20 protein-coding genes and 1 pseudogene are annotated in these 22992 nt (G+C 45.7%); 14 read left to right on the top strand and 7 right to left on the bottom strand.

Going from position 1 to position 22992, the window contains the following annotated elements:
- Nucleotides 1-598 precede the first annotated feature (598 nt).
- From KHQ09_RS18310 to KHQ09_RS18285, 6 genes are all read left to right on the top strand, one after another.
- Nucleotides 599-907 carry a hypothetical protein gene (locus KHQ09_RS18310; protein ID WP_213600389.1) on the top strand — a complete coding sequence of 103 codons (309 nt, stop codon included), beginning with the start codon at nt 599-601 and terminating at the stop codon, nt 905-907.
- A gap of 632 nt (nt 908-1539) precedes the next feature.
- On the top strand, nt 1540-2223 hold the full coding sequence (locus KHQ09_RS18305; protein WP_113943263.1) for an IS6 family transposase: 684 nt from the start codon (nt 1540-1542) through the stop codon (nt 2221-2223).
- 566 nt (nt 2224-2789) lie between these two features.
- A complete protein-coding gene (locus tag KHQ09_RS18300) occupies nt 2790-3884 on the top strand; it encodes a hypothetical protein (RefSeq protein WP_113946541.1) in 1095 nt (364 codons plus the stop codon).
- A 129-nt stretch (nt 3885-4013) separates the two neighbouring features.
- On the top strand, nt 4014-4565 hold the full coding sequence (locus KHQ09_RS18295; protein WP_213600388.1) for a DJ-1/PfpI/YhbO family deglycase/protease: 552 nt from the start codon (nt 4014-4016) through the stop codon (nt 4563-4565).
- Between the two features lie 67 nt (nt 4566-4632).
- Entirely contained in the window at nt 4633-5106 is a 474-nt protein-coding gene (locus tag KHQ09_RS18290; RefSeq protein WP_213600387.1) for a YciE/YciF ferroxidase family protein, read from the top strand.
- Between the two features lie 405 nt (nt 5107-5511).
- Nucleotides 5512-6599, top strand: a protein-coding gene (locus KHQ09_RS18285; protein ID WP_113946470.1) for an IS3 family transposase whose coding sequence is annotated in 2 segments (ribosomal slippage) — nt 5512-5773 and nt 5773-6599 — 1089 coding nt in all. Because the reading frame shifts where the segments join, the coding sequence is not laid out codon by codon here.
- A 152-nt stretch (nt 6600-6751) separates the two neighbouring features.
- On the opposite strand, the gene KHQ09_RS18280 is transcribed toward KHQ09_RS18285, so the two are convergent.
- Nucleotides 6752-6979 carry a hypothetical protein gene (locus tag KHQ09_RS18280; protein WP_213600386.1) on the bottom strand — a complete coding sequence of 76 codons (228 nt, stop codon included), beginning with the start codon at nt 6977-6979 and terminating at the stop codon, nt 6752-6754.
- Between the two features lie 176 nt (nt 6980-7155).
- Here KHQ09_RS18280 and KHQ09_RS18275 point away from each other — a divergent pair, with 176 nt between their 5' ends.
- Complete coding sequence (locus KHQ09_RS18275) at nt 7156-8550, top strand: FAD/NAD(P)-binding protein (protein WP_213600385.1); 1395 nt, start codon at nt 7156-7158, stop codon at nt 8548-8550.
- Nucleotides 8551-8801: 251 nt separating this feature from the next.
- Here KHQ09_RS18275 and KHQ09_RS18270 read toward each other — a convergent pair whose 3' ends face one another.
- Entirely contained in the window at nt 8802-9377 is a 576-nt protein-coding gene (locus KHQ09_RS18270) for a general stress protein (RefSeq protein WP_213600384.1), read from the bottom strand.
- A gap of 29 nt (nt 9378-9406) precedes the next feature.
- A complete protein-coding gene (locus KHQ09_RS18265) occupies nt 9407-9736 on the bottom strand; it encodes a PepSY domain-containing protein (protein WP_213600383.1) in 330 nt (109 codons plus the stop codon).
- A 265-nt stretch (nt 9737-10001) separates the two neighbouring features.
- Between KHQ09_RS18265 and KHQ09_RS18260 the strand changes: the two genes are divergently transcribed.
- The gene (locus KHQ09_RS18260; protein WP_213600382.1) at nt 10002-10862 is read left to right on the top strand and encodes an alpha/beta fold hydrolase; all 861 of its coding nucleotides are present in this window, start codon (nt 10002-10004) and stop codon (nt 10860-10862) included.
- A gap of 129 nt (nt 10863-10991) precedes the next feature.
- On the opposite strand, the gene KHQ09_RS18255 is transcribed toward KHQ09_RS18260, so the two are convergent.
- Nucleotides 10992-11576 (bottom strand): DNA-3-methyladenine glycosylase, encoded by a 585-nt coding sequence (locus KHQ09_RS18255; RefSeq protein WP_213600381.1) that lies wholly within the window; start codon nt 11574-11576, stop codon nt 10992-10994.
- 194 nt (nt 11577-11770) lie between these two features.
- Here KHQ09_RS18255 and KHQ09_RS18250 point away from each other — a divergent pair.
- A pseudogene (locus KHQ09_RS18250) lies at nt 11771-12857 on the top strand (IS3 family transposase).
- Nucleotides 12858-12953: 96 nt separating this feature from the next.
- Here KHQ09_RS18250 and KHQ09_RS18245 read toward each other — a convergent pair.
- The 3 genes from KHQ09_RS18245 to KHQ09_RS18235 form a co-directional block, all read right to left on the bottom strand.
- Nucleotides 12954-13637, bottom strand: coding sequence for an IS6 family transposase (locus KHQ09_RS18245; RefSeq protein WP_213600380.1), 684 nt, complete (start codon nt 13635-13637; stop codon nt 12954-12956).
- Between the two features lie 371 nt (nt 13638-14008).
- Nucleotides 14009-16267, bottom strand: coding sequence for a tyrosine-type recombinase/integrase (locus KHQ09_RS18240; RefSeq protein ID WP_213600379.1), 2259 nt, complete (start codon nt 16265-16267; stop codon nt 14009-14011).
- Entirely contained in the window at nt 16264-17304 is a 1041-nt protein-coding gene (locus KHQ09_RS18235; protein WP_213600378.1) for a tyrosine-type recombinase/integrase, read from the bottom strand. Before KHQ09_RS18235 ends, KHQ09_RS18240 begins: the two co-directional genes overlap by 4 nt.
- A 37-nt stretch (nt 17305-17341) precedes the next feature.
- Here KHQ09_RS18235 and KHQ09_RS18230 point away from each other — a divergent pair, with 37 nt between their 5' ends.
- The 5 genes from KHQ09_RS18230 (at nt 17342) to KHQ09_RS18210 (ending at nt 22598) form a co-directional block, all read left to right on the top strand.
- A complete protein-coding gene (locus KHQ09_RS18230; protein WP_213600377.1) occupies nt 17342-18517 on the top strand; it encodes a Y-family DNA polymerase in 1176 nt (391 codons plus the stop codon).
- A 1100-nt stretch (nt 18518-19617) separates the two neighbouring features.
- Complete coding sequence (locus KHQ09_RS18225) at nt 19618-21471, top strand: ParB/RepB/Spo0J family partition protein (RefSeq protein ID WP_213630904.1); 1854 nt, start codon at nt 19618-19620, stop codon at nt 21469-21471.
- Between the two features lie 144 nt (nt 21472-21615).
- Nucleotides 21616-21864 carry a type II toxin-antitoxin system VapB family antitoxin gene (locus tag KHQ09_RS18220; RefSeq protein ID WP_022709281.1) on the top strand — a complete coding sequence of 83 codons (249 nt, stop codon included), beginning with the start codon at nt 21616-21618 and terminating at the stop codon, nt 21862-21864.
- On the top strand, nt 21852-22301 hold the full coding sequence (locus KHQ09_RS18215; RefSeq protein ID WP_238481768.1) for a type II toxin-antitoxin system VapC family toxin: 450 nt from the start codon (nt 21852-21854) through the stop codon (nt 22299-22301). The genes KHQ09_RS18220 and KHQ09_RS18215 overlap by 13 nt, the downstream gene beginning before the upstream one ends.
- Nucleotides 22302-22322: 21 nt before the next feature.
- Complete coding sequence (locus KHQ09_RS18210) at nt 22323-22598, top strand: lysozyme inhibitor LprI family protein (RefSeq protein WP_213600410.1); 276 nt, start codon at nt 22323-22325, stop codon at nt 22596-22598.
- The last annotated feature ends 394 nt before the right edge of the window (nt 22599-22992 follow it).

Here is a 22992-nt window from a genome sequence, read left to right as displayed (position 1 = left end):
TATCGTTAGCGATCATCCCAATGACCGCTTGTTTCAGTCCAAAGCATAGCCCCGCTCACGGACTGAAGCAGGGAACGGCCAAAAGCCGTTCCCACTTTTTCCTGAAACTTTCCGCGATGAATAATCTGCCGTGCCTTTTAGCACGGTGGATAATTTTTGTCGGAGGCTTGAGCGCACATTTATCCGGTGCCGTAGGGAAATCCGTAGACCGCTAAACCGGCCACGGATTAGAGCGCTGCGGCGCGGAAAAGGGAAAAAGAAAATCAAATAAAGAATGATCGCCTGCGGCGGTCATACATTTCTTGAAAAGCCAAAATAAATTATGCCGATCGAGGCGACAAATATTTTGAAATAGGATAACTTTCACAGCGAAGCGAAAACGCATCGCTTTGGGGCTTAGAATCCCCTTACTTGCGGTTGGTGTTGGCCGTTACAGCACCAGACTCTTTGACTTTTATGGTCGGGGAGCTTGTAGCGTATGCAACAGGCTCAACGAGCTAAAGGCTATGAGGATCGTCAAGTACGGTATTCTAACTCCCCGATCACCAAGGGATCAATGAGCATGTTAGCGGGGGCGCACCGCTGAAGCTTGGGGGGAATGGAATTGACTTCTCAGCATGAGTTTTATGCGATAACGCACCGCCAACTTGGCGAAATTATTATTGAAATTTATCCTAATTTTTCCGACGCGATAAATGATTTTTGGGCGTTTGAGAAGGCTTTTAGCCAGTCAGCAAACTATAATGAAAGCCACGAGCTGACGTTGCATAATGCTTCCGCGAGCTTGCCGGAAAATCTGATTTTTCTTTCAGATAAAGTTAAAATGGCATACTTAAATTCGTCTGAATATGAAAATCTGGTGAATGCAAAGCTGTTGCAAAAACTGCATGTAAGCCAGAAATGTTGAATCCGGATCTCCGATAAATTTAAGAAATTGGCCGTACCCCTGCGGGTCGGGCTTTATTCCGTTCGCCCTGGCACCGCTTTGCGGCGCTAGGGCGAACTACACCGAACCCGCATAGCGGTTTCGTCCCTTCGGGTTACAATCCCTTACGGAAATAATTCGGCCGGCTGCGCAACTTTTTATATTTATTGCCGCCATAGCATCGCCACTCATACGGTCAACGGCCAAGCGCAAGCGTCATTCCCGCAAAAACGGCTTTCATCCTTCAGCTGAACCTTCAGTTTTTGCTGGAATGAGCCATGACCGAAATTCGTGCCGAACTATCGGCGGGCTTCGCCCCCTCTTTGCTCCGGTAACAGCTGAAGCCGTTACACGGATAAAGAGGATGCCTTGCCCAAGGGCGGCATAGAAAGGGAATGAAATGCTAAAATTTATGCGCGAGATTTACGATCCCGTATTGCTCATTGTGGGGGTGGCATTTTTAGCAATTATGCTACCGGCCATATTTCTTGATAAATTACTCGGCCTATATCCTGAGCCGCTGCGCTTATGCATGGGTTTTGTCGCAAACTTTTTATGTCGGACCATATATGCGATGAGTGGCGTCGGTTACAGATTGATGAGAGGCATTGAACATGGTCGATTTCAAGGGAACGCATTTCCCCAAAAGTGTCATCCTGTATGCCGTTTTCTTCTATGTTCGTTATTCAGTTTCGTATCGTGATCTTCAGGAAATAATGGCCGAACGAGGCGTAGAGATTGACCATGCAACACTGAACCGATGGGTTGTTAAATACTCGCCGCAGATTGCAACTCATGCTCAGAAGCGTAAACGCGCAACACTAGGCTCATGGCGTGTTGACGAGACCTATATAAAGGTCAAAGGGAAATGGACCTATCTATATCGGGCCGTTGATCGTGACGGCCAAACCCTTGATTTCATGCTCTCTGAGCGCCGCAACCTCAGCGCTGCGCGGCGTTTCCTTAAAAAGGCTATCGCAAGCAATAGTGTTCCGAACAAGATTGTTATTGATAAAAGCGGAGCTAATTTGGCTGGTGCGCAGGCTATAAATAATATCCTTAAGATCACCGATACGGACAAGCTGATTGAGATTCTTCAGGTCAAATACCTGAACAACATTCTTGAACAGGATCATCGTTTCATCAAGCGGGTCACCCGGCCGATGATGGGCTTCAAAGCATTCCATTCCGCTTCAGCCACCATTGCAGGGATCGAAGTGGCTCACATGATCCGCAAGAATCAATTCGCCAACGACAATCAATCGCCATTCGTAGTGTTCGCGGAGCTCGCAGCATAATTGTGCCCACAGATAAGGCCGCACTTAACTTACTGCAAAATTTGCGACACAACCATCATTTTTTCTACATTTACAATACTAGGCTCGCCCTTGAAATTGATTTCACCACATATGCCACACATGTTTTAAGTCCCATAGAATATTCACGAAAATCCGATAAATATTCAACGCAAAAACATAATGTAGGTTCCATAAAATTTGCAGTTAACTAAAATACTGAATCTATATTTTGTAATTAGATAATTACAATAAAAAATACTTAAAAACTTAAAATAATATTATTCAGTGCAATAAATATGAGATTTTACTTAAATTAGTGCATTTTACGAAAAACCCTCTCTCTGAATTAAAATTAGTATGGGAAGGCTTATCCAATTATATGCGTGCAACTTATTTTACTCAGCGACGTTATAAAAGCTGAACGTACTAATAGTTCTATAAAAATTACTATTATTAATTCCACGGTGCAAATCCGTATAGGAGGGTAGCTCTATGAATTCCATTATTTATCTTGTTGGTCTTGTTGTGATTGTCTTGTTTATCCTTTCAATGTTGGGATTACGATAATGGTAGAGCAAAATAATATTAAAGTTGAATCAGATCGCAGTTATGTCGATTGGGCCGCAATCCTAGCTGGTTCAGTGATTTCGGCTGGTATTGTAGTGGTGTTCACCACATTTGCAGCCGGATTAGGTCTTGGTTCAATAACGGCAGAGGACGGTGGCGATATCAGCACGACGTGGTTGATAATAACCGCGCTTTTCGCCGTTATTTCTATGGTCGCATCTTATATGCTCGGTGGTTACATAACCGGTAGAATGAGACGTCCAGTTGGAAATGCAACCCGTGATGAAACGACTATTCGTGATGGACTCAATGGTTTGGCTGTATGGGGTATCGGCATACTAATCTCCGGTTTTTTCGCTGCAAGTGCTATCACTGGTGGGGTAAAAGCTGTTAGCAATGTCGCTCAGTCAACACTTGAAGCCACAGGTTCGGCCATCGGTGGTACAGCTCAAGGCATTGGTCAACTGGGTGGAGGTCTGATATCCGGGGCAGGAAATGCACTAGCAGGCGCGGCTCAAGGAGCTGGACAAGCAGTAGCGCCTACCTTTGATGAAATGCTTCCTCAGAGCCTTAAAAATAATCCGTTTGATTATATAACCGATAGCTTGTTGCGTAAAAGCGCAGCAACCCCAGAAACAGCAGACTCCCAGATTGGGAATGTGGATAGAGCAACACGACAGGTAACTGGAATTCTGGGGAGCCTTTTGCGAACAGGTGAGATTTCTGATGCCGATCGAACCTGGTTAGTTTCAGAAGTTGCGGCTCAGACGAACTTAACCCAGACAGAAGCCCAAACACGCGTAGATCAATCTATAGCACGTGTGGGAGAGCTGCGCGCAGAGGCACAGAAAAAAGTCGAAGAAGCCCAAAAGCAATTTGACGAGTTGAAGGCTAGTGCTGAGAAAACCGTTGCAGATGCCAAGGAAAAAGCGATTGAAGTGGCCGAAAAAGCCCGCGTAGCTTCTATTCTAAGCGCTTTTCTTCTCGCAGCAGCAGCGTTAGTGGCTGCAGCAGCAGCTTATATCGGCGCAATCCATGGCGGTCGCCATCGTGATGAAGGACGCATTTGGAGTGGTCTAGCCTACCGTAAATAGCACACCGACTGACCTTAACACTTAAGATAATAGCGCATGAATCCTTATAGTTTTCATGCGCTATTTTTTTGGGAGCTTTTCGATGCTTTAAAAGTTGGTTTTGTAATACGCACCTAAAGGAGAAAATTAATGCCTTTAAACCCTAACGATTATAAGGTTCTCATCGTTGCCACGCATGGGTACGAACGTTCTGAACTGCGTGTTCCTTTCGAAGAGCTTAAGAAATTTGGCGCAGACGTAAAAATTGCATCATTGTCGAGTGATCCGATTAAAAGCTGGGATAATGGCGATTGGGGAGACCAAATCACCGTAGACTATTTAATAAAAGAGATAAATGTGCAGGATTTTGATTGTCTCATCCTTCCTGGCGGGCAAATTAATCCTGATCTTTTGCGAACAGAAAAAACGGTAATTACACTTATTCAGGAGTTTCATAAGCACGGTAAAATCATAGCTGCAATATGTCATGCACCTTGGCTTCTTGTTGAAGCACAGATAATAAATGGCCTTTGTGTGACCTCATATAAGTCCATCAAAACTGATATTAAAAACGCTGGCGGCATTTGGGTAGATGATAGTGTGGTCTGTGACACTGCAATAATCACCTCAAGAAACCCCGACGATCTTCCATCATTCGTTTCTAAAATAATTGAGGAGCTAGAACAGTTTACTAATAAATGAACTTATTTTGCGTAATCGCAACCATAGTCGCCATTCAAGCGTTATCTAAGACAACAGGAGGAATGAAATGAAAACATTAGCAGATATTTTTGTGCATACTCTTAAAGATGTATATTACGCTGAGAATGCTATTACAAAAGCACTCCCAAATGTTGCTAAGGCAGCAAAAGATGCTAAATTGAAACAAGCGGCAAATGATCATCTTGCGGAAACAAAAGATCAAATTGAAGTGCTTAAGCAGGTATTTAAGTCTATTGGTCTGAAGGCCGAAGGCGAAAAGTGTGATGCAATAGAAGGGCTCATCAAAGAAACTGACGGGTTAATTGAAGAGGCCTCAGGCACAGCACTGGATGCTGGTTTGTTGGCCGCGTGCCAAGCTGTCGAACACTATGAAATTGCCCGATATGGCTCGCTACGTGAATGGGCGAAAGAACTTGGACATGACGAAGCTCATACACTCTTAAGTGGAATTCTTGATCAAGAAAAAGCCACCAATAATAAGCTTACAAATTTGGCGATTTCATCAATTAATAAAACGTAATTTATTAATTTCCTAAAGTAAGGAGCCCCGGAAATTCGGGGTTCCTTTTATGGTAATAAAGCCTTTTCTCAGTTGCGATGTGGTACAAGATTCAAGCTAACAAGATCGGGTAATTTTCATGATATCCCTCCTCCGTATAAATGCCGCAGGGAATTATATTGCTAAATAATCATAGGTCTTAAATAGACCCACAAACGAGACGTGTAGGTTTTATATTGTAGTTGCTCTAAAAATTATCATTCTTATTTACATACCTGTCTCGCGATGGTCGCCCAAATCAGGTTTAATTCCCGTAACTGATGCAAACATCATTTTTACTGCGACGGTTAATGAATGGTAATCCCCCCTTTAATTAAAGGTGTTTGAAAGTGGAATTTTCTCTGTTTAATAAACGAGGAGATTTTTATGAAAACGACTAGATTTACCGATCCACAAATCCTTGCAATCTTACGCCAAGCTGAGGGTGGTGTGTCTGTTCCTGAGCTTTGCCGCGAACACGGCATGAGCAATTCAGCATTTTATAAATGGCGCTCGAAATATGGCGGCATGGATGCCTCGATGGTCAGCCAGATGAAATCTATCGAGGATGAAAACCGTCGGCTAAAGAGAATGTTTGCTGACCTGAGCATGCAAAATGACTTACTGAAAGAAGCTCTTGGAAAAAAGTAACGGGGCGCTCGGAGCGTCGAGATATGGCCGTGATAGCTGCGAAACGGCCTGATGTCAGTATTGCGTGTGCATGCCGAGCTTTTGAAGTAAGCGAGACCTGTTATCGCTATAGCCCTCTTCTTCGTCATGAGAATGAAGAAATTGCAGATCTTCTGATTGGACTAACGGCAGCTAAAAAGACATGGGGTTTTGGATTGTGCTTTCTTTATCTTCGTAATGTCAAAGGCTATGGCTGGAACCACAAGAGGGTTTATCGTATTTATTGTGAGTTGGAGCTGAACCTTCGAATTAAGCCCCGAAAACGCCTTAAAAGGGATAAACCTGATGCTCTGGTAGTTCCAACAAAACCTAATTTGGTCTGGTCGATGGATTTCATGGCAGATCAGTTGGCAGACGGCCGGTCATTCCGGCTATTGAATGTACTGGATGATTTTAACCGTGAAGGCTTAGGCATTGAGGTGGATTTCTCTTTGCCAACAGAACGGGTTATTCGAAGTTTGAACCAGATCATCGAATGGCGCGGCAAGCCAGAGACTATACGCGTTGATAATGGCCCGGAATATATCAGTGGTAAACTTCTGGGGTGGGCTGAAAAACACTCTATTACCATCTTGTATATTCAACCAGGACAGCCTCAGCAAAATGCCTATATTGAACGCTATAACCGGACTGTCAGGCACGAATGGCTAGACCAATATATCATTGAGACAATTGAAGAAGCGCAAGCCTTCGCGACAGATTGGTTATGGACTTACAACAATGAACGTCCCAATATGGGCATAGGCGGAATAACACCCGCGCAGAAACTGAAAATGGCAGCATAAATTCCACGCCAGAACCCCGTTAAAAATGGGGGTATTACCGTGTGGTCTCATCAAGCTGCCGTGATTCTCCAGGCTCATTACTAACGTAGAAGTTGCGTTTCTTTCTGTAGGCGGAAAGTTTATCCGTAGTCATGGTAGTATGTCCTTCTACATCAGCTAATTTTCCCCACAGCAAGATGGCGAGATAGGGCAAATTGTTCTGCGAAATCGAGATCGTCTTGTGTAATCACCGGTACAGGATCTGAGATAATAGCAATCAAAGTTTCTCTTGAGATACTGTCATTCTCTAGTGCCGTTTCCAATGCACCGCGTGTTTCACGTTCCGCTCGCAGTAAAGCTGCTAGTGCCAGAATTAATTTATCCTTGCTATCGAATGCCATTTGATACCCTCGACTTTGAATGGAGATTTAAGTTTACAGAAACAATCTACCGTAGCGTTTTGTTCCGTGCCAGAATGTTGAATCAGCCAAGTAATCGGATTTATCAATCGCCATGGAACAAAGAGTTCCCTGCCCTCGTTCTTGACCAGTGATATAAATCTCAATTGGAATGCGGCATGCGAAGCGTAGCAGTGATAGGGTCAGGACCTACTGGTATATATTTTCTCAAAGCGTTGCTTGAGAGCGAAATAAAATTTAACATAACGCTTTTTGAACAAGCTGCCGCATTGGGTACGGGCACGCCATACTGCCCAACCGTCAACAGCAAACAAATGCTTGCTAACATTTCTAGTATTGAGATACCTAATCTGTTGGAAACTTATTGCACTTGGCTTCATAAACTTCATGGTTCAGAATTAGAAATCTATGAGATAAGCAAAGAAAATATTACTGAAAGAGGATTTTATCCCAGAATACTCCTTGGAAAATATTTCCAAGAGCAACTTATAGAAATAATTAAGCTACTAATCGCTAAAGGCCATAAAATAAATATTCAGAATAATAGCTTTGTAAGAGATGTTGACTATTTAAACGAAAAATTTGAATTAAGGGTTCATTCTTACAATTTTATAAAACAGATATTGACGTATGATCATGTAGTAATGGCAACCGGACATTATTACGATAAGGCTATAGATGCCGGAAATCTAATGGCTAGCCCATGGCCTTACAAAAAGCTGAATAAAATAAGAAATTGTAAAGTGGGAATATTAGGTACTTCGCTTAGTGCAATCGATGCATTTGTTGCAGTTGCCCATAATAACGGCTCGTTTATAGAAAATGAAACCGGGGAGTTGGCATATAATCTAAACCCCAACGTCTCGCAGCTGGATATCACGATGATGTCGAGAAAGGGCATTTTACCTGAGGCAGACTTTTTTTGCCCTCTTCCTTATGAGCCGCTAGAGATTTTTACAGAAGAATTGGTTCAAAATTTTATCCACCATTGTCAGAGCGATTTATTGGATGAAACCTTTCATCTCTTTAAGTTGCAGCTTTTGTACTCTGATCCTGATTACGCCGCATCAATATCCTTGGAAGCCTTGGATCTGCAACAATTTAACACAGCCTATTTTTCTCCACGTATAAACCATGACCCATTTGTGTGGGCTGCCGATAATTTAAGAACAACACAACTTAATTATAATGATAAAAAAACTGTGCAATGGCGGTACGCCATTTTAAGAATGCATGAGACATTCGGTCTAATAGTCCCACATTTGACCCTAGAGGATTTAGAGCGTTTTAATTCGTTAATTAAACCAATATTTGTCGATGACTATGCATCCGTTCCCCATCAATCCATCAAAAGAATATTGGCCGCACATAAAGCCGGCATTTTAAATATTAAAAAATTACCTGAGGACTATGTGATTGGAAATCCTGCTGACGAAGGTTTCATTGCCATCAAAGGTGAAGATTTTAAAGAAAATTTTGATTACTTGATTGACGCAACTGGCAATAAGCCTCTTTCCGATACCGATTTTCCTTTTCAATCCATATCAACATAGATTGCGGAAAACGAAACTGGTTTGGAACTAGATGACCATTTTAGATTATGTTTGGGCGGGGACCACTTTAGCGAATTCTATTGTCTAAGCATTCCTCATATTTTAGATAAGTATCCTTTCATTCAAGGCATTGAAGGTTCGTATAAATTAGGAACTCAAGCAGCTGAGGGAATAGTGGCCTACAGTCGCAATTAACTCAGATTGAGTAATGAATAAAAAAAACGGGCTATTGCCCGTTTTTTATAATTTAATTATCGGAACCGCAATCGTTCGGCTTCAATTTCTTCGACTGTATAAGGTTTTGCCGTTCCGTCAAAACTTTCCCAACCCTCTTCTGCATATTGGCTTCTCCGTTGTTCCAGGTTCACATTGGATTGCGATACAATGCTCTGTGCAACGGCATATTGTTCTTCAGGAACACGTACCGTAACTAGTGTACCACCACGACGAACGCCTTCAGCGTAAACATGGGCATCTTCTTCAGATACGCCAGAATTTGTTAGCGCACCAATCAGGCCACCCGCAGCCCCCCCAACAACGGCGCCACCAACTGCTCCAGCGGCCGTCGCCGCTAGCCATCCGGCTGCTACCACTGGGCCGACGCCAGGGATTGCTAAAAGTCCAAGTCCGGCCAATAACCCACCTGCTCCACCCACGGCGGCACCAATTCCAGCTCCAACGCCCGCCCCCTCAGCAGCGTTAGTATCATTGTGGGAATTATGGCCTACAATACTGATATCGTCAGAATTAATTCCAGCATCCTCTAGATCGCCTACAACACTTTGTGCTGTGGCGTAATCGTCATATAATCCAGTAACTACTCTCATTTTTTATCTCCTCAAATTTATAATACAATTTATTTCGCAGTTATATTACCTTGATAGTCAAGATTAACTGTTACTTTAGTGTTATTTTTCATGGCATCGGCTTTCCAAATACCATCATCACTTAATTTTAAGTTGGTGATATCCGTATAACCTTCATCGACCATGCGCACTTTCGCTTGATCTTCTGTGAAACTGTTACTACCTGCCACAGGAGCAGCTGGATTAACACTATCTGGCGTCGTAACCGCGGGCGTTTCTGTAGTAGTTGCCGGCTGCTCAGCAGGTTTTGTATCTTGAGCATGGGCAGTCAATGCAGTCAGCATCATTGCACCACTAATAAGTACCATTTTATTGAACATTAAATTTTCCTTCTAAAATAATTTTATATGTATTTAATGATTAATAGGTAGAATGGTTCCCAAATTACATGATAAATTTCATATAAATTTGAATCTTTTTTATACAAACCTACAGGTAAAGTAATTTGAGTTATTTTTTTTATTATTCCACAAATAAATAATAATTTTAGTAATATTTTTCTAATAAAACCAACTTGAAAAAATTTATTTTGCGCTAATTTAATATAGTGAAAAAATCACTATGTATTCATGGAATAAGATCATTATGTTTGATAATTTTAAATTGGAAGTTATTGAGCTACCAGAAGCAAACTTGCGCGTGCGTCACGGTGGTTATGGCCCGCCTTTGCTTTTGCTACATGGCCACCCACGAACACATACAACTTGGCATTTGGTGGCACCTTTATTATCTCAACATTTTACAGTTGTCTGTCCTGATTTAAGAGGTTTTGGTCAATCAAGTAAGCCAATAGACCCTTATGACTATGAAGCTTCTTCAAAAAGAGCAAAAGCTAGAGATTGTATCGCTCTCATGAGATATTTAGGGTTTGACCGCTTTAATCTAGCCGGTCATGACAGAGGCAGTTATACAGCATTTCGTCTCGCGATGGATCATCCCATCAACATCATGAAACTCGCCTTACTTGATTGCGTGCCAATTATCGAGGCTCTCGAGCGCTGTAGGGTTCAGTTTGCTACAAAATGGTGGCATTGGTTTTTTTATGCCCAACACAACAAACCGGAACAAGCAATATTAGCAGACCCTATAAGCTGGTATGGGGGGAGCATAGAAGCAATGGGCGTTGAAAATTATATGGATTTTCTGAATGCTATTAAAGATTCTGAAACCGTTAAAGGTATGCTAGGCGATTATCGAGCCGGTTTACAAGTCGATTACAAACATGATCTTCATGATCGATCCATCGGCAAAAAACTTCAATGTCCAGTGCACCTAATATGGTCTGAGAGAGATGACCTTCCAGAGCTTTATGATAACCTAATTCAAATATGGCAACCATGGTCTGAGCATATTGTAACTGGCTCAAGTATTGATAGTGGGCATCATATGGCTGAAGATTCCCCTATGGAATTGGCAGAGCAGTTACTAACTTTTATGAGTAAGTAACAATCCTTCCGTCTCAACTCCTTGCAATTGCAAATAATATTGGAGCTTGAGTTTTGTCATCTCGTGGTACAAAAATTTCAACATCAATGACTAATATGTACCCATTTTTAGTTCCATATCTGAAAAAACCTATTTATCTAATAGAGGAGTTTTAGACAGATTTATTTCTCCAACGAAAGCTGTATCAGCTAATTTAAATCTCCAGAGATATTCAGCGGCTTTGGTAATCCCAATCCTTCTACCTGTTTCTATCGGCGGAGTTTGAGTTCTTGGTACGAGAAAAAAAGGGAGGTCTTTTAAACACTGCCCATCCAGCATTTTGTTAATATTAAGAGCCTGAGAAAGTTTACCCGGGCCAGAACACAATGCCTTGATATTTTGTGTTCCCCTCCTTTGCATCATAGTTGGTAAGTCAGATAAGGGATGGAGAGCTCTTATTAATACTGCGGATGCATCCGCACAGACAAAATTCATACACCAATGAAGACCATATGAGCGATATACATAGCTTGAGCCAGGTATTCCAAACATTGAGGAATTGCTGAGTGTTTTACCTCGAAAGCTATGTGAGGCAGGATCGGAACGCGTATAGGCTTCGGTTTCTACAATTATTCCCCCAGTTGAACCAACATTGAATGTCCAACCAATAAGATCAGGTGCAACATACAATGAACTCATATTAAAGAACTCGTGATTTAGTTCTTTTTGATTCATTCTGTAGTCCTATATTCCTTCTTCCTCCACGCTGGACGAAATCCGCGTCGTCATTTTCTTTGGAGGCGATATTTATTAGTTCCGGCCCCATGATGGGAGTGGCTGCGTGAGCCACGGGGGGCTTGGTAATCCCCCCTTTAATTAAAGGTGTTTGAAAGTGGAATTTTCTCTGTTTAATAAACGAGGAGATTTTTATGAAAACGACTAGATTTACCGATCCACAAATCCTTGCAATCTTACGCCAAGCTGAGGGTGGTGTGTCTGTTCCTGAGCTTTGCCGCGAACACGGCATGAGCAATTCAGCATTTTATAAATGGCGCTCGAAATATGGCGGCATGGATGCCTCGATGGTCAGCCAGATGAAATCTATCGAGGATGAAAACCGTCGGCTAAAGAGAATGTTTGCTGACCTGAGCATGCAAAATGACTTACTGAAAGAAGCTCTTGGAAAAAAGTAACGGGGCGCTCGGAGCGTCGAGATATGGCCGTGATAGCTGCGAAACGGCCTGATGTCAGTATTGCGTGTGCATGCCGAGCTTTTGAAGTAAGCGAGACCTGTTATCGCTATAGCCCTCTTCTTCGTCATGAGAATGAAGAAATTGCAGATCTTCTGATTGGACTAACGGCAGCTAAAAAGACATGGGTTTTGGATTGTGCTTTCTTTATCTTCGTAATGTCAAAGGCTATGGCTGGAACCACAAGAGGGTTTATCGTATTTATTGTGAGTTGGAGCTGAACCTTCGAATTAAGCCCCGAAAACGCCTTAAAAGGGATAAACCTGATGCTCTGGTAGTTCCAACAAAACCTAATTTGGTCTGGTCGATGGATTTCATGGCAGATCAGTTGGCAGACGGCCGGTCATTCCGGCTATTGAATGTACTGGATGATTTTAACCGTGAAGGCTTAGGCATTGAGGTGGATTTCTCTTTGCCAACAGAACGGGTTATTCGAAGTTTGAACCAGATCATCGAATGGCGCGGCAAGCCAGAGACTATACGCGTTGATAATGGCCCGGAATATATCAGTGGTAAACTTCTGGGGTGGGCTGAAAAACACTCTATTACCATCTTGTATATTCAACCAGGACAGCCTCAGCAAAATGCCTATATTGAACGCTATAACCGGACTGTCAGGCACGAATGGCTAGACCAATATATCATTGAGACAATTGAAGAAGCGCAAGCCTTCGCGACAGATTGGTTATGGACTTACAACAATGAACGTCCCAATATGGGCATAGGCGGAATAACACCCGCGCAGAAACTGAAAATGGCAGCATAAATTCCACGCCAGAACCCCGTTAAAAATGGGGGTATTACCGAGGGTTGTGTCGCAAATTTTGCAGTAAGTTAAGTGCGGCCTTATCTGTGGGCACAATTATGCTGCGAGCTCCGCGAACACTACGAATGGCGAGCGATTGTCATTTGCGAATTGGTTCTTGCGGATCATGTGAGCCACTTCGATCCCTGCAATGGTGGCTGAAGCGGAATGAAACGCTTTGAAGCCCAACATGTGCTTGGTGACCCGCTTGATGAAACGATGATCCTGTTCAAGAATGTTGTTCAGGTATTTGACCTGAAGAATCTCAATCAGCTTGTCCGTATCGGTGATCTTAAGGATATTATTTATAGCCTGCGCACCAGCCAAATTAGCTCCGCTTTTATCAATAACAATCTTGTTCGGAACACTATTGCTTGCGATAGCCTTTTTAAGGAAACGCCGCGCAGCGCTGAGGTTGCGGCGCTCAGAGAGCATGAAATCAAGGGTTTGGCCGTCACGATCAACGGCCCGATATAGATAGGTCCATTTCCCTTTGACCTTTATATAGGTCTCGTCAACACGCCATGAGCCTAGTGTTGCGCGTTTACGCTTCTGAGCATGAGTTGCAATCTGCGGCGAGTATTTAACAACCCATCGGTTCAGTGTTGCATGGTCAATCTCTACGCCTCGTTCGGCCATTATTTCCTGAAGATCACGATACGAAACTGAATAACGAACATAGAAGAAAACGGCATACAGGATGACACTTTTGGGGAAATGCGTTCCCTTGAAATCGACCATGTTCAATGCCTCTCATCAATCTGTAACCGACGCCACTCATCGCATATATGGTCCGACATAAAAAGTTTGCGACAAAACCCCAATGCCTCTCATCAATCTGTAACCGACGCCACTCATCGCATATATGGTCCGACATAAAAAGTTTGCGACAAAACCCGTGAATGTTCCCTTTCTATGAACGCAACCGTTGATCCCGCGCCTTTGGTGAGTGTTATTATGCCCCCTGCCAGCTGAGCAATCAGGTCTGATTTTGGCTGGCTTACACCCTAGCTATGCCCCGTATGAACGGCCATTTTGAGAAACTATACGTCGAGACTCGATTGGCGGTAAGGGTCGTTCTAGGCTGGGATCATATCATGAAGCCTTGCATATCAGGGCTTTCCCTGGTTCCTTGCTTCGATCCGCTGACGTAAGCGCCCGTCTGGTGTCGGTACGCGTTCGAGACTGGCGGCAAGTGTGGCCATTAGCCTCCCACCGTCTTCGACTGCTTCTCGCTCAGTCTCGGTCAGCGGGATCTCTTGCAACATTCGCTTGAGGTTACCCTGCGCTTCCAGCGCTTGCATACGCGCAGACTCTTTCGGTTCGTAAAAGGAGCATTTGGCGCACGCCATTCGGTGCGCGCATTGGTCGAAAAAATCATAGGTGCAGTAGCCGTGTCCTAGGTCGTAGTATTGCCAAGGTTCCGCAGGCCCATCGCCACTCGTCCGCCGTGCCGCTTGGTCGATCAGAACCTCGATCGTGCGTACATTTCGCTCAAAGTAGCCAGCGCGGTCGAACGATCGGGCCAGCTTCGTGGGAGTAATGGCCGCATAATACTGGGTCGCATGCGGTGAGGTGTGGCCGAGCCAAGCTTGAAGCTCGAACAGTGACAAGGGCTCTTTGGCGTTGAAGAGCTGCGTCGCGATCGTTGCTCGAGCACGGTGGCTGGTGATCCGCCCGCGAGCGTCAGTCTCGGGCACCCCTCCTTTGGCGCATAAAATTGGAATGAGCGCACGATTAATGTAGGCAGGTGCCATCCGGCGCCCTTTATAGACAAAGAGCCAGTCGACCCGCTCACCGGTTTTATTGTCGATAGATTGTGGGTGGGGAAGTCGTTCTGCCTCCCATCCCTTGATGGTCGTCCCAACGATCGAATCCACCGGTTTGGTGAAGGCGCGGCTGGTTTTGTTGACCGGTACGTCGAGGAGGCAGGTCGGGAACCCGCTTTCGCTATCTGGAGCGGGCGACCAACGGATTGCACCTACTCGCATGCGGTGGATTTCGTCGCGCCTTAGGCCGCCAAAGAGCCATAAAATCGCTACCGCCCGCACCATGGCGAGGGGGTAGCGCAGTGGTTGGTCTGCCCAACCTTCTCGCTTTGACCGATCTCGAAGATCGTTCTCCGTTAGATTTAAAGCAGCCCATATCAGCTTCGCCCAAATATCATCAGCGATAACCCGTGGTGCCGGTCCAATTTTCGCCCGTATGGCGCGTGATGGTACGAGTGTCTGAGCCGGAGAGAACCGAGGCGCGATCCACTCCCATTCCTGCAAGTCGTTGAAGAAGGCCCTTACGCAGCGAAGATGGGACGCGACCGCCGCAGGTTTCAGAGGCTTACCCGTACGGGCACCGACGGGACCGAAAGGCGTTGACCAGTCTCCAATCCGCATCTTCATCACGGACGAAGCGTATTCTAGAGCAAGTGCCCGATCCCACTGTGCTGGTGAAAGAATATCAGGGTGTTGGTCACCAAGCCATCGGCCACATTTCAAAATGCCATAGTAGTTGCTTGTCACGGACGATGGAGCAGCGGTTGCAGTTGTACGCCAGCGATCACACCAGCCTAGCCATTCGTCAGGCACATTCTCGATTGCCTTTCGCTCGCCGGCTGGCCGTCGACGTTCTCCCTGTCGGAGACAAAAACCTTGTTCGATCATTCCTAACCGCTCCAAGACACGCGAGAGAGTTGCGGCACCGGTGCGCATGCTTCTTACATCACTCGACGCTACACGACGCAACGTTTTGACCGTGATGTCCTCCAATCGGCCTGACCTCTGGTAAAGCAACGCAGAATAAAGCGCCTGCTTTACACCGCGAGGAACCTTGGACCGAAAGCCGACAGAGCGCATCTCATCACGTACTTGTTCACCTGCGGCATCGACCTCTTTACGGCCGAACACCTTGAGCGCCATTCTGTATTGATTAAAAGTACCAACGTCTTCCAGACGGTCGAACCCTCCTAGGCGGTACGCGATTGCCATAACGTACTGACGGCAATTGCCGTGGCATCCGTTGCGCTTATGGAACGTGCCCTCGGTTGAGCCCAGCACGTCCTTCCATTCATCCTGCGACCAGGCCCAGTATGCTCGCCGTCGCATGATGAGTTCCTGTGTCATGACGCGGATTGCTGAGTTTCTCGGAGCTGGTGCGGCCTTAATGTCGTCGAGGGCTGCTTCGAGAGGCAATAGAAGTCGGAGGAGATCGGAGTAGACGTTTTTCGATCGTTGGCCATGGGGCTGACCGAATAGCTGTACCAAAATGTCTAAGGCGCCGTGTTCTCGCTCCGACAACTCAGGCGATCGGTCAACTGGTAGTGCCAACTCCCAGAATTCGCGGCTTGCCGGTGCGAGCCCATCTGTGCGCATACTCATTGTTGTACCTCCATGATCGAGGCAAGTCGCGCTTCGTGTAATTCTGCAGCGGTAGCAGCAAACTTGGCTGAAAGGTCACGTGCGCTGAGGTGAATGTAGAGCAGCGTGGTCTGCACATTCCGGTGACCCGCAAAGCGGGCAATTTCATGTATGTCCCATCCAACCCTAGCTAGATCAGTCAGGCACAAATGCCGCATTGTGTGGGTGCCAAGCTTAGGCTCGCCCGCCCGAATGCCCATGGCACGAATGACCTTCGACCATGTCCATTTGCTGATTGGCATCGCCCAATTGCGTGGTGAGTTCGACAGGAAGAGTGGCCCTCTTGCACGGCTCAGGGCGCGCCGCTCGCGAAGATAAACGGCAAGCAACTCCCCCGTAACGGAAGAGTACGGAACAATGCGCCCAGTCTTGGTCTTCGTTGTTTCTGCACGGATCGTTATCAGTCTCTGAGCAGGGTCTAGATCTGACGTCTCCAGCGCGCATAGCTCCTCGCGCCGTAGTGCGCAGTCATAGGCGAATGCTAGCATGAGACGGTTGCGGATTGGTTCGGTTCGAGCAGCCTTTAGTATGGTTGTCCATTGGTCTTGAGAAGGAACCCACGGAAGGGTTCGATGAACCGGTACCAAACCACGTGCGGTCTGATGACGTGTTCCATCAATAGCTCCCCGGCGTCCTCGGGGTACGGGGTTGGTATCACGCAGCCCCTCTTCGACAAGGTGATCGTAGAACAGCCGAATAATCGTCAGTCTGTGCCGCAATGAGGCATTTGCCATTGTTGGAGACGGGGTAAGCGAACGGTCTGCATCACCTGTGCGCCCGCCCCCTAGGGGGCGGGCGCACAGGTGATGCAGGTACGCGGCAATAGTTCCCTTTCGAGCATGAAGGAGATCGATGCTTGCCATGCGGCAGAATGCCGCGAAGTGGCGCACACCCCTTTCATAGGCGGCAACAGTGTTGGGCGCCTTTCCGAGATCGCGCTGCAAAGTGATCCAACTTTCAATCTGAACGTCCGCTTGGTGTTTCGTTTGCTGCGGCATGACCAAACCTCCACATTAGCATGCTAGCAGGAGGCACATGACTTGTCCTCCGACAATTCCTCGTAACATTGAAGCCAAAGCTCTTGGTATCAAAATGGGCGCACCGCTTTTTAAAATCCGCGATCTGGTCAAAGAGCATGGCGTTAAAGTTCTATCGTCAAATTATACGCTTTACGGGGATATGAGCCGCCGTGTTGTCGATGCCGTTAGCCAGTTTTCACCGCATTACGAGATCTATTCCATTGACGAAAATTTTGTTGACCTCTCAGGCTTTGGGGAACGCTATGAAGCGATAGCGGTTGAAATGCGCTCAACAGTTCGCCAGCTGACCGGCATTCCAAATTGTGTTGGTATCGGTAGCACTAAGACACTCGCAAAACTCGCCAATTTTGCCGCCAAAAAAAATCCAATTTTCGGCGGTGTCTGCGACTTTACAAAATCGGCAGTTTTGGCTTGGTGTCTCGACCGGATTCCGGTCGGGGAAGTGTGGGGAATTGGTCGCCAGACACAAATTAAATTAGCATCACAGGGAATAATGACCGCAGCCCAATTGCGCGACATGCCCCGCACTCTTGCCCGTCAACTCGGCACTGTTGTGCTAGAGCGCACAGTCGCCGAATTACTAGGCATTTGTTGCCTTGAAATTGAGGACGTGGCACCACAACAAAAAGGTATGGCCGTTACCCGTTCTGCAGGGCAACCAATGCGCAATCTGGAGGCTGTTATGCAAGCGCTCACCGCCCACGCATCCCGTGCAGCTGAGAAGCTGCGAATGCATGGGCTAGTTGCTGGTCAGATAACCGCATTTTTTCACACAAATGCGTTTTCTAAAACTGCCCCGCAACATTCGGTATCGCGCACGATAAAGCTGAAGCCAATGACAAATAACACCTTTGATCTTGTGCAGGCTGTTAGCCGGTGCGCTCATGCCGGTTGGCATCCAAAAGCGGAAGCGATCGGTTATGCTTATACAAAAGCCGGTGTGATGCTGGATGATCTTCTGAAAGAAGAGGACGCGCCCAAAATGCTATTTGATGTAGAGCAGCCCCGCGATGCTCGCCTCATGAAAGCGATGGACGCAATTAATGACCGATACGGCAAAAAGAAATTAGTTTTGGCTTCGCAAGGCTTTAAAAATACCCATGAAGCCAAAGCTGATATGCGTTCCCCACGGTTCACAACAAGAATGTCAGACTTACCTGTTATTTACTGATTAAATTCTAGCTGAAGGCTGTCCATTACCTTCTTAATTTAATTAGCATAAATGCAATTAAGGCACATACAGCGACAATAATCATCGTATGAATTTTTGAATATGTGATTTCTTGGACTGAAAATTTATAACATACCAGCAATGCGAAAGAGGCAAATGCAAAGGCAGTATATGCGAGTATGTTATTTTTCGCACTAAAGGATTTTTCTTCAGTAAAAGAGGCTTTATAAGCGTCCCTAAAACAGTAATTGTCTACTGTTATGAAATGGTACATTCGGTATAATTTTTGATGAATATACATACAGAAATATATAACGAGAAAAAGTATTGCATCATCGCTCGTTACAATCATATTCCCCCCTTGAAATGCATTTTGGTGCCACTTAAACAAAGTCAATGAATGTCTTTTATTGTAGCAGCTACATTCAATTGATATATTTTCCTTGGGTCTGTTTGTTTCTAAAACCCCATGATCGAAACAAATGTTAGAATACAAAATATTTGTTTTTCAGGCAATGTATCTATGGTTACGCTCGTAGTTTAATAAACTTATCATTCCATTTTCTTGGCAGATTATGACGTTTCCCTTCGGGACGGGCTTTATTCCGTTCGCCCTGGCACTGCGTTGCAGCGACTAGGGCGAACTCCACCGAACCCGCATGCGGTTTCGTCCCTTCGGGTAACAATCCCTAACGTAAGAACTGTATGAACCGCCTGCGCCGTCACTACGGCACTATTTGATTTGCGCGCTCTGGCTTCGGCTTCAGCGCTTCGCGCTTCTGTTCAATTTTACAGTTGAGAAAAGGGGAATAAGGGGGCTTTGCCCCCTTCCCCTCGCAAGCAGGAAAACAGGGTTTCCCCGTACTTCCGCATTCTCTTCAGCCGGCATAACCGGCTTTCGTTCATTTGTGCAGTATCAGACAGCGGATTTGCTACGCGGATCCGCTGCTGACCCTTCGGGCGGGTGATCCCCCTCCCAGTTTTCCAGCTTGCCACCCCTTACCCCCAGTCTCGCTTGCGACGCCGCAGGAGCAGAAACGGGGTTTCTGCCCTACGGGACAGAAAGAACGCTTCGCGTAAAAGGAAGAAGGGAAAAACAAATGACTATTCGTGAAATCGCATTATCAAACCTGCTGCCAGACCCTCTTAATGTGCGTAAGAGTATGAATACCGCAGACCTTGCAATTCTGGCCGCAAGCATTCGCGCAACTGGTTTTAAACTGTTGCAAAATCTGGTTGTCAGACCCGCAGAAACCAAAGGCGATTTTTTTGTTACCGCTGGCGGTCGTCGCCTTGCCGCTCTTTTGCGTCTGGCCGAAGCTGGCGAGATTAAGCCAGATCATAAAATCACCTGTAGCGTTCGCACCGATGCAGACCCTGTTGCCCTCAGTCTCATTGAAAATGAAGCACGGGCAAGCATGACACCGCTCGACCAGTTCGCAGCGTTTAAGGCACTGGCCGATAATGGCGCAACTGTTGAACAGATCGCCAACACCTTTAACGAAAGTGTTCCGACCGTTCAAAAACGCTTGGCATTGGCAAATGTAGCGCCGGAAATTCTGGACGCGCACCTTCAGGACGTTATTTCTGTGCCGCAGCTTCAGGCATTTGCGATCACTGAAGATCATGAGCGCCAGAAGGCAGTTTTGTCGCTGTTGCGTTCTGAATATTATTCACCAACAAGAATACGCAGCGCACTGACCAACTTTGAAATGGCAACATCAACGCCAGCCGTTCGCTTTGTGGGGCTTGAAGCGTATAAAGCCGCTGGCGGTGCAGTCATTACAGATTTGTTTGCTGATGATGGTGGCGGGGTAATCGTAAACCCTGAAATTATCGGCAAGCTGCTAGATGAAAAACTTGAAGCTGTGAAAGAGAAAATCGCCGCTGAAGGTTGGGCATGGTCTGAAATGATGGGCGATAATTCCGATTATTATAACTGGCGCAGAATCTATTCAAAAAACAGAGATTTGAGCGATAAGGAGTATGCGCAGCTCGAAGCTTGGGAGGCCGAAATGGCAGCACTCCCAATTGAAGGCGATAAACCGGAAAATATTGCAGCCCTTGCTGAACATGACCGGATATCCGAACTATACGAAGCGTTGCAGGATAAAAAATATTCATTTGACCCTGTAGAAATGGCCTATTCTGGCGTGTTCTATACAATCCGCACAGATGGAGAATTGCACTTCTATCATGGTTATATTCGCCCAGAGGACGACCCAGAACGCTTGAAAAAAGTTTCAAGCGCTCAGGCAGAAGATACAAATGGCGGCGTATCTCAAACATTGCGTGAGGATTTAACCGCACATAAAAACGCTGCTATGATTGCTCTCATGGCAAAAGACGCGAATAGCGCACTTGTAGCGGTTGTACATCGCTTTCTTATCAGCACCCATTACGGAAAGTGTTGTGATCTGTCACCGCTCGATATTGCTATCTATTCGACAAATACAACCACTTATATGAAGCAGCCGGAAAGCTCGAAAGCTTATGACGCATTTGAAGCCATTAAAATTGAAATGGGTGAAATGCTGCCGCAGAATGTCGATGATCTTTTTGAATGGTTGCTCGACCAGAACAAAACCACCCTCTTGGCACTTTTGGCCTATGCCACGGCTCCATCTATTAAAGTGATTGAAACACGCAATCAGACAAGCGCACCAGATAAGAATGACCAGCTTGCAAGAGCCCTTAATCTGGATATGCGCGACTGGTGGACACCGACCGCAGATAGCTATTTCAGACAGGTTTCGCGCAACGAAATACAACGCACCGTTGGCCTTTTGAAAGGTAATGATGCAGAGCGCGAAGTCATGCAATCATCAAGCAAGGCAGATGCTGCAAAGCTGGCCGAGAAAATTCTTAAAGGCACGAAATGGCTACCACCTCTCTTGCAGGTATCTAAGCCGGTGAACCTTGACACATCGGACGAAATGCCAGACGCTGCATGAAGCCCCGCAATGCTTCAAAGGCATTTATTTCTTGATTTACGGGGCGGTTTTTCTGCCCCGTTTCCTCAAAAAATGATTGCAAATTTAGTATATACTTTGTAGTATATATGTATATTTCAAATTGGATATACCGGAGTCAAATCAATGTCTGGTCTATATGTCAAAGATGATGCCGTTAATGAAATGGCGATCAAACTTATGAAAGTTACCAATGCGCCGAGCAAAACGGAAGCAGTTCGCCGCGCCATTCAAAATGAGCTGAACCGTTTTGCAAACGAAAGGCCGCTTGCGGAGCGCGTGGCAGAAATTCAGGCATCTATGAAAGACCTGATCGGGGAAAATAAGACCCCACATGACCATAAGGCTTTCATGGATGAAGGATGGGATTTGTAATGTTTCTTGATGCTTCAGTTATCGTTGCAATTCTGGCCGAAGAAGAAGATGCAGGTTATTTCGTCGGTAAGATTGAAAGCTGCACAGGGACTAAGGCATATTCGTCTGTTTCAGTTTTTGAAGCTGTTATAAGTCTGGCTCGTATTGCCGCGACCGCACGTTACGGCGATCAAAAGCCAATCCCGCCGGAATTGATTGAACAGGTTCAAATCCGAGTTGATAATTTCCTGCGCACAATTGGTGCGAAAGAAGTTGCAATAGGCGGCTCAACACATAAACGCGCCCTTGATGCAGCCAAAACCTTTGGCCGCTTTGTCGGGCATCCTGCTAAACTCAATTTTGGTGATTGCTTCTCTTTTGCAAGCGCTACAGAATTGCGTTTACCGCTATTGTTCAAAGGCAATGACTTTAGCCAGACTGATATTGAAAAAGCCTAAGCGAGATAAAGGACAGGCATTATGAAAAGCATTACACTAATTGCATTAGTTTCTCTCTTTTCTATGCCTGCCTTTGCTGACAGTGCCTATAATTGCGGCGCAAGCGGCAACCGGTGCCAGTCAAAAGAATTTCAAGAGTTTCTTGATATTGCTGCCGGTGCCTTTCCTGATGCACCTAGCTATCAATTAAGCACTTATGCTTATAAGTGCGAACATGCTTCAAAAAAGAATAAGCAACTGTGCCGGAAAAACCCGCAGCAAGCGGCCAAAAACCTGAAGGTTTTTGAAGATGAATGATGGTTTTGGCTCGCCAAAACCGCGCTGCCTGCCATTTCTTCAATGAAGCCCCCAAAGGGGCTTTTTTTATTCCCTAAAATTGCTGTGGGCTATTCCCTTGCGCACTGGTTAGACAAGATATGCCAAGCCATAGCCGACTCTGTGATTAAGCCGAGATCCGTTCTGCTGGCTGTTTCCCGTGCCTTATTACCTATATGACGATAAATGCCATGTTTTGGATATGAGAATTAATGGTGTTTTTAATTTGCGATTGACTATAGCAATGACTTGAGTTGCTATCACGCTGGAAGTTATGAGTTAATACAATCGCATTGAATTTTCTTGGTCGCAGGCAGTGAATTTGTAATGTGACGGATTATACCCATTTTTGCGCGGTTCTTTTCGCCGTTGCTTC

The sequence above is a fragment of the Pseudochrobactrum algeriensis genome (assembly GCF_018436245.1).
Lineage (GTDB): Bacteria > Pseudomonadota > Alphaproteobacteria > Rhizobiales > Rhizobiaceae > Pseudochrobactrum > Pseudochrobactrum saccharolyticum.
Note: the sequence above shows the minus strand (reverse complement) of the source record. Positions and strands in the feature narration are given on the sequence as shown.

Bases quoted from the DNA above. Each gene is read 5' to 3' on its own strand.
- KHQ09_RS18255 (WP_213600381.1), bottom strand. From the start codon at position 11,576: ATGAATCAAAAAGAACTAAATCACGAGTTCTTTAATATGAGTTCATTG.
- KHQ09_RS18230 (WP_213600377.1), top strand. From the start codon at position 17,342: ATGACTTGTCCTCCGACAATTCCTCGTAACATTGAAGCCAAAGCTCTT.
- KHQ09_RS18280 (WP_213600386.1), bottom strand. From the start codon at position 6,979: ATGGCATTCGATAGCAAGGATAAATTAATTCTGGCACTAGCAGCTTTA.
- KHQ09_RS18220 (WP_022709281.1), top strand. From the start codon at position 21,616: ATGTCTGGTCTATATGTCAAAGATGATGCCGTTAATGAAATGGCGATC.
- KHQ09_RS18215 (WP_238481768.1), top strand. From the start codon at position 21,852: ATGGGATTTGTAATGTTTCTTGATGCTTCAGTTATCGTTGCAATTCTG.
- KHQ09_RS18225 (WP_213630904.1), top strand. From the start codon at position 19,618: ATGACTATTCGTGAAATCGCATTATCAAACCTGCTGCCAGACCCTCTT.
- KHQ09_RS18290 (WP_213600387.1), top strand. From the start codon at position 4,633: ATGAAAACATTAGCAGATATTTTTGTGCATACTCTTAAAGATGTATAT.
- KHQ09_RS18210 (WP_213600410.1), top strand. From the start codon at position 22,323: ATGAAAAGCATTACACTAATTGCATTAGTTTCTCTCTTTTCTATGCCT.
- KHQ09_RS18265 (WP_213600383.1), bottom strand. From the start codon at position 9,736: ATGTTCAATAAAATGGTACTTATTAGTGGTGCAATGATGCTGACTGCA.
- KHQ09_RS18235 (WP_213600378.1), bottom strand. From the start codon at position 17,304: ATGCCGCAGCAAACGAAACACCAAGCGGACGTTCAGATTGAAAGTTGG.
- KHQ09_RS18260 (WP_213600382.1), top strand. From the start codon at position 10,002: ATGTTTGATAATTTTAAATTGGAAGTTATTGAGCTACCAGAAGCAAAC.
- KHQ09_RS18310 (WP_213600389.1), top strand. From the start codon at position 599: ATGGAATTGACTTCTCAGCATGAGTTTTATGCGATAACGCACCGCCAA.
- KHQ09_RS18245 (WP_213600380.1), bottom strand. From the start codon at position 13,637: ATGGTCGATTTCAAGGGAACGCATTTCCCCAAAAGTGTCATCCTGTAT.
- KHQ09_RS18275 (WP_213600385.1), top strand. From the start codon at position 7,156: ATGCGAAGCGTAGCAGTGATAGGGTCAGGACCTACTGGTATATATTTT.
- KHQ09_RS18240 (WP_213600379.1), bottom strand. From the start codon at position 16,267: ATGAGTATGCGCACAGATGGGCTCGCACCGGCAAGCCGCGAATTCTGG.
- KHQ09_RS18300 (WP_113946541.1), top strand. From the start codon at position 2,790: ATGGTAGAGCAAAATAATATTAAAGTTGAATCAGATCGCAGTTATGTC.
- KHQ09_RS18270 (WP_213600384.1), bottom strand. From the start codon at position 9,377: ATGAGAGTAGTTACTGGATTATATGACGATTACGCCACAGCACAAAGT.
- KHQ09_RS18305 (WP_113943263.1), top strand. From the start codon at position 1,540: ATGGTCGATTTCAAGGGAACGCATTTCCCCAAAAGTGTCATCCTGTAT.
- KHQ09_RS18295 (WP_213600388.1), top strand. From the start codon at position 4,014: ATGCCTTTAAACCCTAACGATTATAAGGTTCTCATCGTTGCCACGCAT.